This is a genomic window from Roseburia sp. 831b, assembly GCF_001940165.2.
GTDB lineage: Bacteria > Bacillota > Clostridia > Lachnospirales > Lachnospiraceae > Roseburia.
The window spans coordinates 113,365-127,347 of record NZ_CP135162.1; the positions used below are offsets into that span (position 1 = coordinate 113,365).

Below are 13,983 nucleotides of genomic sequence, written 5' to 3' on the forward strand. Positions count from 1 at the left end.
AATAAGGTTCATACTTTTGTGGATATTATCATAAGATAAAGAAAAAAGTGTGGATTAGATGCAGCAAATAAACTGGAAAAAATTAATGATAAGCTTAAGTTTAAGCCTTGGAGCAGGAGCCCTGTCTGCGTTACTGACCAAAGACAGTATGGAGCAGTACAAAATGCTTTACCAGCCGCCACTTGCTCCTCCTGGCTTTGTATTTCCAATCGTATGGACGATTCTTTATTTTTTGATGGGAATTGCGGCTTATCTGGTATGGAATTTACAGGCGGAAGAAAAAAAGCAGGCGCTGACCACGTATTTGATTCAACTGATTCTAAACGTAGGCTGGTCTGTTATTTTCTTCCGCTTTCATGCTTATCTCGTGGCATTTGTGTGGTTACTTCTTTTGTGGTATGCCATTTTTCTTACCATCCGGCAATTTTATGCCATCCATAAAACCGCGGGAAAATTACTTTTTCCATATCTCATCTGGGTGACATTTGCCGGTTACTTAAACCTGTCCATTGCACTTCATGAGATGTGAGTTTTGCCGGCTGCATAAAACCTTTTCTTTTTACAGATACTGATTGCAAGAAAAGGCGAAAGGCAGGATGATTGATATGGAAGATACGAAAAAGCTTTTAGAGGAATGTAATTCCGGCTGCAAGATGGCGATTAACAGCATGGAGCAGGTGTTAGAATACGCCAGGGATGAGAAACAGAAGGAAATTCTGATGGACTACAAAGAGCAGCACGAGCATTTAGAACAGGAAAGCTCCATGCAGTTAAAAGAGGCAGGGTGGGAAGAAAAAGAGCCGAAAGCAATGGCAAGTGCAATGTCCTGGTTTACGACTGAGATAAAGATGATGAAGGAGGACGATTCCCACCAGATTGCAAAACTAATGATGGACGGATGCAATATGGGTGTTCAGTCGGTTTGTGAGTATCAGAACCGATATCCGAACGCAAGTGGAACGGCAAAGGCGATTGCAGAGAATCTGATTCGTGTTGAAGAAAAATTTTATCAGAAAATGAAACCATTTTTATAAATGGAGGCTGCAAAAAATTTAAGACTGCTTTCTTACATTCAGGTAATATCAAATGATATTACCTTTTTTTGCAATCAAATCTATGGTATGATGGGGGAAAGCTGACACGAAGAAAGAGGAAGTAGAATGATCAAAGTTGAAAAATTATCCTATTCTTTTCCAGATAAGGAATTATACCAGGGGATTTCATTTACATTAGAAGATGGCGTACACTGCGCCTTTATCGGAAGTAACGGAACCGGAAAAAGTACATTGGTTTCCATGCTTCAGAATCCGAAGGAGTATTTGTACAATGGAAAAATAGAACGTGACGAAAATGCCAGAATCGGCTATGTGAGCCAGTTTGCCAAGAGAGAGGACGAAGGAGAGCAGACGGTTTTTGCGTTCTTAAGTGAGACATTTGTGACGCTGCAAAGCCAGATTGCAGCAATCTGTGAACAGATGGGAACGGCAGAGGATTTGGACTCCATTTTTGAAGAGTATCAGAAGCTTTTGGACTTATCAGATGCCATTGATGCCGATAACTATGAGAGCAATATTCGAAAACAGTTGAAGGTGGCAGGTTTTTCCCAGTATGAGGACCGTGCCATCTCAAAGTTGAGTGGCGGAGAATATAAGTTATTGCAGGTCATGAAGGAAATGCTGTTGCTGCCGGAACTTTTGATTATGGACGAGCCGGATGTATATCTTGATTTTGAGAACCTGAATGCACTTTGCAACCTGATTAACAATCATAAGGGAACGATGCTTGTGATTACGCACAACCGTTATCTGTTAAACCACTGCTTCAACAAGATTCTTCATTTAGAGGACAAGCAGATTCAGGAGTTCGATGGAAATTATGTCGATTACCATTTCTCCTTATTGCTTAAGAAGATGGAATTGCAGGAACTTGCCAAGGCAGATATGGATGAGATTGAGCGAAACCAGAAGCTGGTCGAGAAATTGAGGGCAGACGCAACGAAGTTTGCAGACGGAGCAAGAGGAAGAGCCCTTCGAGCAAGGGTTTCCATGTTAAATCGTCTGGAGGAGCGCCGCATCAAGGCACCATTTGTGGAACTGCGCCAGCCGGAGATTTCGTTCCATACAGGAAAAGGAAACCAGCCGGAAGAGATTGAGAACAGCCAGAATACAGAAGAGAATCAGAGTACGGACAAGAAGGTACTGCTTCGCATCAAGGATTACGAGGTGTCCTTTGATGATTTGCTGTTAGAACACGTGGATTTTGAAATCCAGGAAGGCGAAAAGGTTGCCTTGGTAGGTCCGAATGGAACCGGAAAGACCACACTGCTTCGTGAAATTTTTCACAATAACAACAAAGCGATTGAGACAGATGCAGATACCAGGATTGGCTTCTTGTCGCAGATTCAGGGCGAGACGCTTGCGGAGGAACACACACCGTGTCAGGAGTTTGAGGAGCTGGGATTTGAAAAAGATGCAGACATCGAGGCATATTTAGAAAAGTACTGCTTCCCGAAGGAATCCATCTATCAGCGCATCAAAAACTTATCCGGCGGCGAGAAAAATCTGCTTCAGATTGCAAAATTAGGTGCGCAGGATGTCGATTTTCTGATGTTAGACGAGCCGACCAGCCATCTGGACACTTACGCGCAGATTGCCCTGGAAAAAGCGATTGCAGACTATCCGGGAACGGTGCTTATGGTTTCCCATGATTTTTATACCATTGTAAATTGTGTGGATTATGTGCTTTATGTGGAGGACAAGACAATCCGGCGTATGAGCAGCAGGGCATTCCGCAAAATGATTTACGCAAATCATTTTGATAAAGATTATCTGGAACTCGAACAAAAGAAAAAAGAGTTTGAAGTGCGCATCGAGGCTGCACTGAAAAATTATGATTACGAGACGGCAGGAAAATTATCCGTCGATTTGGAAGAAATCATCAAGAAGATGGCAGAAAGATAGGAAACGAACGATGAAGATTTATCTTGCCCCGATGGAGGGGATTACCGGCTATATCTTTCGCAATGCGCTGTCACAGTGTTTTGGGGGTGTGGACCGCTATTTTACCCCCTTTATCACAACACATACGAAAAAGGCGATGAACGCGAGGGAAACCAATGACATTCTGTCGGAACATAACAGTGGAATTCCGCTCGTTCCGCAGATTATTTCAAAAGATGCCGATGATACAATAAAATTAATCGAAAAATTAGAAAAAGAGTATGGCTACCAGGAAGTCAACCTAAATCTTGGCTGTCCATCGGGAACCGTAGTGGCAAAAGGAAGGGGAGCAGGATTTCTTGCACATCCAAAAGAACTACAAATGTACTTAGAACAAGTGTATGACAAGATTGGAATTGCGATGTCGATTAAGACCAGAATCGGGCTGGAGGATGCAGGAGAATTTCGGCAGCTACTGGAAATCTTCAATCAATTTCCGGTATCCGAACTGATGGTACATCCGCGGGTGCAGAAAGACTTTTATAAAAATAAGCCAGACTGGGAAGCTTTTTCCTATGCATGTCAGGAGAGCAGGTGCAATGTCGTGTACAACGGAAATCTTTTTACGAAAGAGGACGTCGCAGAATTTCAAAAACGTTTTCCTTCCTGCGATACGGTCATGATTGGAAGAGGGCTTATTTCAAATCCGGCATTGGCAAGAGAATTAAAAGGCGGCAAACGTCTTGAGATGGAAGAATTCCAGGAATTTCATGGCTTATTGTTACAAGGATATGCAAAAGAACTTTCCGGTGATAAAAATATTTTGTTCAAAATGAAAGAACTGTGGTTTTATTTTGAAAAACAGTTCGACCACACCGATAAACACATGAAGAAAATCAAAAAGTCGCAAAGTCTCATGGAATATGAGCTTGCAGTAAAACAGCTTTTAAACGAATCGCAGATTTTGGAACAGCCAACCGTATTGTTTTAAAGAAAGGCGTACATCATGCAAAAGGTTTTGAAAAAGGAACAGGTAGAAGAGTATCTTGCATTTTTGGACCCTAAGATTGTCGAATATATCAAAGAGGATCAGACGGAGACATTCGAAGACCATATGGATTATGATTTGCTTGCATTTGACTGGTATGACATTGAGCAGGTTCAGATGCGTTCCTCTCAGATTATGATTTATATGGATAAAGAGAATTTATTTTTCTTATGCGAGGAAGAGAGGGCTTTAGAAAAAGTAAAAAGCCTGATGCCGGAAAATCAGGACAACGAACAGGTGTTATACTTATTTTTTGCCGGACTTTTGCGCAATGACATCAATCATCTGGCAGAAATCGAAGATGAGATTACGGAGACGGAGGATGAGGCGCTGGTCGGCTCCAGAAGAGTCTACCTTGGCAAGATTGTGCGCTACCGCAAGGAACTGCTTCGCCTGAAACGCTATTATGAACAGGTGGATTCCGTGCTTGATAACCTTACTGCAAACATCAACGGTCTTTTAAGCAAGGAATGCATCAGACGCCTTACGATTCTGGCAAACCGGACCGAGCGTTTCCGTTCCAGTGTGTTAAATCTGCGTGATTATGTGACACAGATGCGCGAGGCTTACCAGGCGCAGATTGATATTGAACAGAATAATCTTATGCGTATTTTTACGGTAATCACAGCCGTATTTTTGCCGCTGACGCTTATGGTAGGCTGGTATGGCATGAATTTTAAATACATGCCGGAATTATCCTGGAAATATAGTTATCTGGTATTTGTCATCATCAGTGTGGCAGTCTGCGTGATTTTATTGATTATATTCAAAAAGAAAAAATGGTTTTAGGAGAGAAAAAGTGATTCAGGATATTTTACCAAAGCATTTTACAAATCACTACATGGAAAAAAGTCCGGAAAAAGAAAGTAAAATCATCGGATTTCGGGAGAATCTGATTTTTTTCCGGGAAAAAGAGAAGAAAATAGAGTACCTGACCTATCAGGATTATACTGCAATTTGTCGCGAATTCAAAAAAGAAGTGCCATTCTGCCGCTATTTGTTTTCGATTGACGAGGAGGACTATTTCCTTGCAGATGTAAGCTTTCTTGAGAACTGGAATGGTTTTTCCTTCCACAGAATGTTTGAGATTCGTTCGATGCGCCCGATGGATGCCATGCTTGCAGGGGCAACGGCATATCACCTCTACGTCTGGTACCGGGACAACCGTTTTTGCGGACGATGTGGCGCACCGCTGATACATAAAAAAGAGATGAGAGCCTTAGAATGTGAAAAATGTCACAATCTCGTGTTCCCAAAGATTGCGCCTGCCGTGATTGTGGCGGTGACAGATGGGAATCGGATTCTGATGACGAAATATGCAGGGCGTGAATATAAGCGTTATGCACTGATTGCCGGATTTACCGAGATTGGAGAGACGGCAGAGCAGACAGTCATGCGTGAAGTGATGGAAGAAGTCGGTGTCAAAGTGAAAAATATCCGTTATTATAAAAGTCAGCCCTGGGGATTTGACAGCAATTTGCTGCTCGGATATTTTGCAGAATTAGACGGCGACGATACCATTTCGATGGATGAAGAAGAATTGTCGGTAGCAGAGTGGGTGCATTACAAAGATGTTCCCGCTGATTCCGAAGGAATCAGCCTGACCAGAGAGATGATGACGAAATTCCGCACAGAGAAAGAAAAAGAAGCATAATTTTTTTAGAGATTCGGGTGTCATAAGGCAGCGTAACACTTTCTTGTTGGCAATTTGCACAATGCCAAGTCTATTTCGCTCCGATGAGTGAACATAAGAAAAGTCTAAGTATGCCTGATAAAGATTACGCAAGATAGGAGAAGAATATGAGGGTTGTACCATATCAGGAGATTTTAGAGAAAAAAATAAAACGGCAGAAGGAGTTACTTGCGCTGGGCGCAGAATGTCATGCGAACGGACACTGTTTCCACTATGGGAAAATTTCGTTTGGATGCCGGGACTGTTACACGGGAGAGCAGTCGATGAATCTTTTCATCGGGACACAGTGCATGTGCAAATGTCCCTACTGTTATTACGATGAGAACAAGAGTGAACTGTTGTTAGATGCCAGTCAGGAGCAGCGGGAGATTGAAATTGAGAAGATGAAACTGCGCGATTTCGAGAATTACAGGCCGGCGATTGTCTCTTTTTGCTCGGCAGGGGAGACGCTGCTCTACCTCGATACGTTTGAGCGCTATGCGAAGGAACTGTATCCGCTGATTTATGCAAAAGATATCAATCCATACACGTTTCTTTACACCAACGGAATCCTTTGCAACGAAGAGAATCTGACCAGATTGAAAAAGATTCATGTCAATGAAATCCGTTTCCATATCTCTGCCAGCGATTTTGCACCGCAGGTGTTAGAAAATATGAAACGTGCCAAAGAGATGGGATTTCGTGTGACGGTGGAGGAGCCAAGTTATCCGCTAAACCGTGAAAAATTGATGAGTCTGCTGCCATTTTTTGAAGAGATTGGTCTTGACCATTTGGATTTGGTCGAACTTCATCTGACCGAGTTTAACCGTGACCGGATGGAAGCACTTTATCCGGGTGACGATTACCTTGCCTATAAAGATTATTTTTATCATCTTTATGACAACGGAATGGTCTATGACATCATGGAAGAATGTATCAAAAAGAACTATCATTTTTCTGTGCTTGACTGCAATTCAGGAGTGGAGCGATGCCGCAATAACTTAGACCAGGACGTGCTTTTTGAATGGAACTGCGTGGAGGGAATGTGTGCCGATTATGACACCGGAACAGGCTTTCATCCCCGTATGAAAAATGGAAAAAAATATCTCGATTCGGAGACTATAGAGAAAAAATATAAAAGTTAACACTTGACGTGGGAAGCAAAATTAGGTATATTCATGTTGTTATATGACTGACGGAAAAAGTGGAAGAACCACATGGAGTATAACAGAATAGCAATGCCGACCGTCTGGGCAGAATCGCTCGGACTGTCGGTTTTCTTTGTATCGACAGTTAGTTACAACTAACTGCAAAAAACGACATACAAAGATCCCCCGGGCAATGTCATTTTTCGAGAAAAGTGACGGAGTGTAACGATTGTTACAGCAAAAAACAACAAAATAACGCATAGTAAAGCGGTAGGAATTGACAAGGAGGATATCAAATGCAAAACGAATGGAGAAGTTTTCAAAAAGGAAGCTGGGAAAGTGAGATTAATGTAAGGGACTTTATTCAAAGAAACTACACACCTTATGATGGTGATGACTCTTTCTTAGAGGGACCAACACAGGACACAACAGATTTGTGGCAGGAAGTCTTAGAACTTTCCAAGAAAGAAAGAGAAGCAGGCGGTGTTTTGGATATGGACACCAAGATTATTTCCACAATCACTTCTCATGGACCAGGATATTTAGATAAAGACAAAGAAAAAATTGTCGGTTTCCAGACAGATAAACCTTTCAAGCGTTCCTTGCAGCCTTATGGTGGAATCCGTATGGCGGTAAAAGCTTGTGAAGATAATGGATACAAAGTAGACCCGGAAGTGGTCGAATATTTTACCACACATAGAAAAACACATAACGCAGGTGTTTTTGATGCATATACACCAGAGATGAGAGCTTGCCGTTCTGCACATATCATTACCGGACTTCCGGATGCTTACGGACGTGGACGTATCATCGGTGATTACAGAAGACCGGCACTTTACGGTGTAGACCGACTGATTGAGGACAAAGAGGAACAGTTAAATTCCACACGTACCATTATGTACTCCGATGTGATTCGTGAAAGAGAAGAATTATCCGAGCAGATTCGTGCTCTTAAAATGTTAAAAGAATTAGCAAAAATTTATGGCTGCGATATTTCAAAACCGGCAAACAATGTGTTAGAGGCAACACAGGCTGTTTATTTTGCTTACCTTGCAGCAGTCAAGGAACAGAACGGTGCGGCAATGTCCTTAGGACGTACCTCAACCTTCTTAGACATCTATGCACAGCGAGATCTTGCAGAAGGTACTTTCACAGAGAAAGAGATTCAGGAAATTGTGGATCAGTTCATCATGAAGCTTCGTATGATTAAATTTGCACGTACACCAGAGTATAACAGCATTTTTGCCGGAGATCCTACATGGGTAACCGAATCCATCGGTGGTGTCGGCGTAGATGGCAGACATATGGTAACCAAGATGTCTTATAGATACTTAAATACTTTGAACAATATTGGAGCAGCACCGGAACCAAACTTAACCGTACTTTGGTCTACAAGACTTCCGGAAAACTTCAAGAAGTTCTGTGCAAAGACATCCATCGCACACTCTGCAATCCAGTACGAAAATGATGATATCATGCGTGTGGTTCACGGAGATGACTACGGAATCGCTTGCTGCGTATCCTCTATGAGAATTGGAAAAGAGATGCAGTTCTTTGGAGCAAGAGCAAACCTTGCAAAATGCCTTCTTTACGCAATCAACGGTGGTGTGGATGAAATCAGCGGCAAACAGGTCGGACCAAAATACCGTCCAATCACATCCGAATATTTAGATTACGATGAAGTATGGGATAAATACAAAGACATGATGAAATGGTTAGCAGGTGTTTATGTCAATGCGTTAAATATCATTCATTACATGCATGACAAATACTGCTATGAAAAATTAGAGATGGCATTGCATGACAAAAATGTAAGAAGATGGTTCGCAACCGGTATCGCAGGATTTTCCGTTGTAGCCGATTCTCTTTCCGCTATCAAATATGCAAAAGTAAAACCAATCCGTGATGAGAATGGTGTCGCAATCGATTTCGAAGTAGAAGGTGACTTCCCGAAATATGGTAACGACGATGACCGTGTCGATGAGATTGCAAAAGAGGTTCTTCACACCTTTATCGGTTATGTAAAAGGAAACCACACTTACCGTGGAGGTATCCAGACAACCTCTATCTTAACCATTACATCCAATGTTTCTTATGGCAAGAATACAGGTGCTACACCAGACGGAAGAAAGAAAGGGGTTGCATTTGCACCAGGCGCAAACCCAATGCACGGACGTGACACCCACGGAGCAGTCGCAGCACTTGCATCTGTTGCAAAGATTCCATTTATGGATTCCCAGGATGGTATTTCCAATACCTTTACCATCGTGCCGGATGCATTAGGAAAAGAGGAAGCTGGTCAGGAGACAAACTTGGTTGCATTGTTAGACGGCTATGCATCCCAGGGTGGACATCACTTAAATGTAAATGTTTTAAATCGTGACACTTTATTAGATGCACAGAAACATCCAGAGCTTTATCCACAGCTTACCATCCGTGTATCCGGTTACGCAGTAAACTTCATCAAACTGACAAAAGAGCAGCAGGATGAGGTAATTGCACGTACTTTCCATGAAAGAATGTAAGACGATATCTGGTTAAAATTTTTGGATAGAATAATAGTTGAAATGATTCAGGCTCCTCGCAATAGGATTGTGGGGAGCTTGATGACTACAAAAGTAGTTGTATATAATTTGAGCAAGCCGCAGGGAGAACAAGAAAAGATGGGATATATTCATTCACTTGAAACATTTGGAACCGTAGACGGACCAGGCGTCCGTTTCGTTGTATTTTTTGAAGGATGTCCAATGCGCTGCCAGTATTGTCACAATCCAGACACCTGGCATATGCAGGATGGAACAAAGATGCAGGCAGATGAGATCATTGAAAAAATGGAACGAAACCGTTCCTATTATGCGACCGGTGGAATTACAGCAACGGGTGGCGAGCCGATGATGCAGCTGGATTTTTTACTGGAGCTTTTCACCAAGGCAAAAGAAAAAGGGATTCCTACCTGTCTGGACACTTCCGGCATTATGTTTCCTGGGACGCAAGAAAATGTATTATGTCAAGAGAAGATACCAGGCATGGAAGATTCTTTATGTCCAGAAAAGTTATCAGGCAAGGAAGATTCCTTATGTCCAGAAAAGTTAGCAGACAAGGAAGATTCTTTATGTCAAGAGAAGATACCAGGCATGGAAGATTCCTTATGTCCAGGGGAAAAACAGAAAAAAGACCGGCTTGAAAAGATTGCCTGTCTGATGGAGGTAACCGACCTTGTGATGCTTGACATCAAGCACATAGACGATACAGAGCATCGCAAACTGACCGGTCAGTCCAATCAGAACATTCTTTCCTTTGCAAAATACTTAGATTCGATTGGAAAACCGGTGTGGATTCGTCATGTGGTAGTTCCAGGAATTACCTTAGAAGAACACGAGTTAAAAGAACTTGGCAGATTTTTAAGCACACTTTCCAATGTTGAAAAATTAGAAGTTTTGCCGTATCATTCGCTTGGAAAAGTTAAGTACGACAATCTCGGCATCGAGTACCCACTAAAAGATACACCGCAGACGACCAAGGAACAGGCGGCGTGGGCAAGGGAACAAATCTGTTCTACCTGGAAAAGGGAGAAAACAGGGGAAAATTAAGAAAATATAAATAAGCTTTTGACTTGTTTTGTGCCCGGGCAGGCTCTATAATGAATCTAACCAAAGGGATATCCAGTTTGGATATCCTTTTTTGACTAGGGGATTAGGGAGGTTACATGGGATGAAATTCGCAATGTCAGAGGGACAAAAGAGGTTTTACAAAGATCTTGCTGCGCTTGTGATACCGATTTCAATTCAGAATCTACTCACAAATGCGGTGAATTCAGCAGATGTATTTATGCTTGGCTATGTGGGACAGTCAGCACTTTCAGCAGTGTCGTTAGCGAATCAGTTTCAGTTTATATTAGGAGGATTTTTCTTCGGAATCACATCGGGAATTACGATGTTGGCGTCTCAATATTGGGGAAAAAAGGACACCGATTCTATTCAGACAGTCATGGGAATTGCGATGAAGATTTCGTTTGTGATTTGTCTGATTATATTTTGTGGTGCTGTTTTTGCACCGGAAGTTTTGATGAAAATATACACAAATGATGCAGAATTAATCGCGATTGGGGCATCCTATCTAAGGGTCATTGGAACATCCTATCTGCTTATGAGTGTGTCACAGGTATACCTTTGCATTTTAAGAAGTACGGAGAGAGCAAAAATCAGTACTGCAATCAGCAGCACGGCATTGATTTTAAATATTGCATTGAATGCAGTCTTTATCTTTGGACTTTTTGGAATGCCAAAGCTTGGCGTTGTCGGTGTCGCAATTGCAACTGTGATATCGCGAGTGGTGGAAGTGTTTCTTTGCGTAGTTGATATGATGCGCGGAAAAAGTTTTCAAGTAAAACTAAGCACTGTGTTTGCCAGAAATAAACTGCTGTTTCAGGATTATTTAAAATATTCGATACCGGCATTGGCAAATGATATTTTGTGGACACTGGCGTTTTCCACCTATTCGATTATTATGGGACATATGAATTCGGATGTTGTTGCGGCAAGTTCAGTTGCAACGACAGTGCGAGATTTGCTTACTATTGTCTGTTATGGCCTTTCGTCCGGTGGTTCCGTTTTGCTTGGAATTGAGATTGGAGAGGGACGGATGGAGCATGCAAAGAAAGACGCTTCCAGACTATGTCATGCAACCTTTATGTTTGGTGTATTGACAGGTTTGCTGATTTTAGCAACAAGACCGTTGGTATTTGCCTGTTTCCAGCTAAGCGACCGTGCTTACGAGTACTTAAATATTATGCTGATCATCAGTTCTTATTATGTGGTAGGGCAGACGATGAACACGGTAACAATCGCAGGAATTTTCCGTGCGGGCGGAGATTCCAGATTCGGAATGATCTGTGATGCAGTCACAATGTGGTGTATCTGTGTTCCGCTCGGATTTTTGAGTGCGTTTGTATTTAAATTACCGCCGATGGTGGTGTATTTTATCCTCTGTCTGGATGAATTCTGGAAGATTCCAGTGGTTTACCACCATTACAAGAGTTATAAGTGGCTGAAAGATATTACGAGAGATTTTTAGGAAGAAAGAAAAAGTGTGAAAAATGCTCCGCAAGAATCGCACTGAGGCGAAGTTGAACAATGTCGCAAATGCGACCCGCCGCAGGCGGAGAATTCTGCAAGCGAGATTTTTTCATACACAAGTTTGTGCGAGACACAAACTTGGAATGTGCAGGAATGGAGATTAGAATGTTAGAACAGAAACTTGAGTTCCATGAGATTTGTCTAAGTGACCAGGAATGGATGAATGAGAAACTAAAGGAAGACAATCTGGGAGCTTGTGAATATTGCTTTGCAAACAACTATTTATGGAGGAAGGTGTATCATACAGAAGCAGCGCAGTTATTTGACTGTGGCATTATCCGGTTTCACGAAGAGGGAAACCACATTGTCTATTCGTTCCCATTTGGAAATGGAGACAAGAAAAAAGTGCTTTCTTATCTGAAAGAACAGTGTGAAAAAGAGGGACGAACTTTGGAACTGTATCCAATTGTGGACGAAGACAGGTTGGAATTATTGGAGTGGTTTCCGGGTCAGTTCGAGGTGGATGCAGACCGCGATGATTTTGATTATGTGTATACCGTGGAAAAGCTTTCTACTTTAAAAGGCAAGAAACTCCACGGAAAAAGAAATCACATTGCGCGTTTCAAGGATGCGGATGACTGGAGTTACGAGCCGCTTTCCGATGAAAATGCCTTGGAATGTAAAAAAATGGCATTCCAGTGGAGCAAACTTCGGGAAGAAAAGTGGAACGAGGAAATGCAGCAGGAACTGGATGTGCTCACGGAGGCTCTTTCTTTATGGAAGGAACTGCATCTTGTGGGCGGCGTCTTGCGAAAAGCAGGAGAGATTGTTGCTTTTTCCATGGGAGAGCCGTTGACGGAGGACAGCTTCGTTGTCCATTTTGAAAAAGCTTTCCCGGACTTGCAGGGAGCATATCCGATGATTAACCAGCAGTTTGTGCTGCATGAATGTCAGAAATATAGTTATGTAAACCGAGAGGAGGACACCGGAGATCCTGGCCTTCGAAAAGCAAAACTTTCCTATTATCCAGATGTTTTGCTGCGCAAATATCGTGCCATTCAAAGCCAGGTTGTGTTTGCAAATGAGTTTGATTTTCCGGCAATTCAGGAAATCTGGCAGGCGTGTTTTGGGGATGAGGAGGAGTATATCCAATTTTACCTGAACCACCGTTTTGAGACGGAAAATATGCTTGTGATTCATGAGGATGGAAAACCGGTTTCGATGGCAAGCTTTTTCCCGGCTGAACTTATGGTAGGAGAAGAGCGGGTGCCAGTCCTTTATGTGTATGCGGTTGCAACGCTTCCGAAATATCAGAAAAAAGGCTACGCAGCGCAGATTCTAGAGTATGCCAAGAAAAAATATAACAGACCGTTGGTTTTGCAGCCAGCTGAAGCATCGCTGGAAGCCTATTATGAAAAATTAGGATTTGAATCCTTTTTTGAAAAAGAAAGTATAGACTTTGAGAAGAAGGGTATCGCTTTCGAGAAAGAAAATAGGAATTTTGAAAAAGAAAACATTGCTTTTGAAAAGACTATGGATGTAGTTGATAACACAGAGGTCTCTGGGAAAGACGACTATGAAAGTGTTTTAGCGGGCTGGTGTTTCAAAGAAATTACACCGGCGGAGTATAAACAGATACGTGATGCATATTATGGAAAAGACGGCTATGTCTGCTGGGATGAAAAAGCGATTGCATATGCCATTTATGAAAATAATTTCTGCAATGGTAAGGCAAGAAAGCTTGTTCCGGCTGAAAATACAGAGGAGTGGGTCAGCGAAAACACAGAAGAGACAGAGCATGCAAGGGAAGAACTGCTTTTATACCGCATGGAAGATGGAGATTGCCGGATTATTGAGACAACATTAGAGATGGCGGAGCTTCGAAAAGTAGCAAATGCAATGATGCAGTCCGGCATGGCATCGAAGGTTTTTCTGGAGAATGCGGGTGGTATGATTTGGCTGCCACAAGGGAAAAAGCAACTCATTTCTTTACAAAACCCATATCTTAATTTAACTTTAGGGTAAAAATGTAAAATTTTTCTGAAAAATCACAAAACAAAGCACAATTGTCTTGCGATAAACGTAAAATATGTTATAATAT

At 42.1% G+C, this 13,983-nt stretch carries 11 protein-coding genes and 1 riboswitch; all 11 genes read left to right on the forward strand.

Going from position 1 to position 13,983, the window contains the following annotated elements; all coding sequences use genetic code 11:
* Positions 1–85 precede the first annotated feature (85 nt).
* The 11 genes from BIV16_RS00520 (at position 86) to BIV16_RS00570 (ending at position 13,907) form a co-directional block, all read left to right on the forward strand.
* Entirely contained in the window at positions 86–529 is a 444-nt protein-coding gene (locus tag BIV16_RS00520; RefSeq protein WP_242940346.1) for a TspO/MBR family protein, read from the forward strand.
* A 76-nt stretch (positions 530–605) separates the two neighbouring features.
* On the forward strand, positions 606–1,034 hold the full coding sequence (locus BIV16_RS00525) for a hypothetical protein (protein WP_075679894.1): 429 nt from the start codon (positions 606–608) through the stop codon (positions 1,032–1,034).
* 126 nt (positions 1,035–1,160) lie between these two features.
* The gene (locus BIV16_RS00530) at positions 1,161–2,960 is read left to right on the forward strand and encodes an ABC-F family ATP-binding cassette domain-containing protein (protein WP_075679893.1); all 1,800 of its coding nucleotides are present in this window, start codon (positions 1,161–1,163) and stop codon (positions 2,958–2,960) included.
* A 10-nt stretch (positions 2,961–2,970) separates the two neighbouring features.
* Complete coding sequence (locus tag BIV16_RS00535) at positions 2,971–3,930, forward strand: tRNA dihydrouridine synthase (RefSeq protein WP_075679892.1); 960 nt, start codon at positions 2,971–2,973, stop codon at positions 3,928–3,930.
* 15 nt (positions 3,931–3,945) lie between these two features.
* A complete protein-coding gene (locus tag BIV16_RS00540; RefSeq protein ID WP_075679891.1) occupies positions 3,946–4,776 on the forward strand; it encodes a magnesium transporter CorA family protein in 831 nt (276 codons plus the stop codon).
* Positions 4,777–4,786: 10 nt separating this feature from the next.
* Positions 4,787–5,641, forward strand: coding sequence for an NAD(+) diphosphatase (gene nudC / locus BIV16_RS00545; RefSeq protein ID WP_075679890.1), 855 nt, complete (start codon positions 4,787–4,789; stop codon positions 5,639–5,641).
* 146 nt (positions 5,642–5,787) lie between these two features.
* On the forward strand, positions 5,788–6,804 hold the full coding sequence (locus tag BIV16_RS00550; protein WP_075679889.1) for a radical SAM protein: 1,017 nt from the start codon (positions 5,788–5,790) through the stop codon (positions 6,802–6,804).
* Positions 6,805–6,837: 33 nt separating this feature from the next.
* Positions 6,838–6,921, forward strand: a riboswitch (ZMP/ZTP riboswitch).
* Positions 6,922–7,103: 182 nt separating this feature from the next.
* A complete protein-coding gene (gene pflB / locus BIV16_RS00555; RefSeq protein WP_075679888.1) occupies positions 7,104–9,332 on the forward strand; it encodes a formate C-acetyltransferase in 2,229 nt (742 codons plus the stop codon).
* A 138-nt stretch (positions 9,333–9,470) separates the two neighbouring features.
* Positions 9,471–10,397: a radical SAM protein gene (locus BIV16_RS00560; protein ID WP_242940357.1), complete on the forward strand. Its 927-nt coding sequence runs from the start codon at positions 9,471–9,473 to the stop codon at positions 10,395–10,397.
* A gap of 121 nt (positions 10,398–10,518) precedes the next feature.
* On the forward strand, positions 10,519–11,880 hold the full coding sequence (locus BIV16_RS00565) for an MATE family efflux transporter (RefSeq protein WP_083625101.1): 1,362 nt from the start codon (positions 10,519–10,521) through the stop codon (positions 11,878–11,880).
* Positions 11,881–12,047: 167 nt separating this feature from the next.
* Complete coding sequence (locus BIV16_RS00570; protein ID WP_075679887.1) at positions 12,048–13,907, forward strand: GNAT family N-acetyltransferase; 1,860 nt, start codon at positions 12,048–12,050, stop codon at positions 13,905–13,907.
* Positions 13,908–13,983 lie beyond the last annotated feature (76 nt).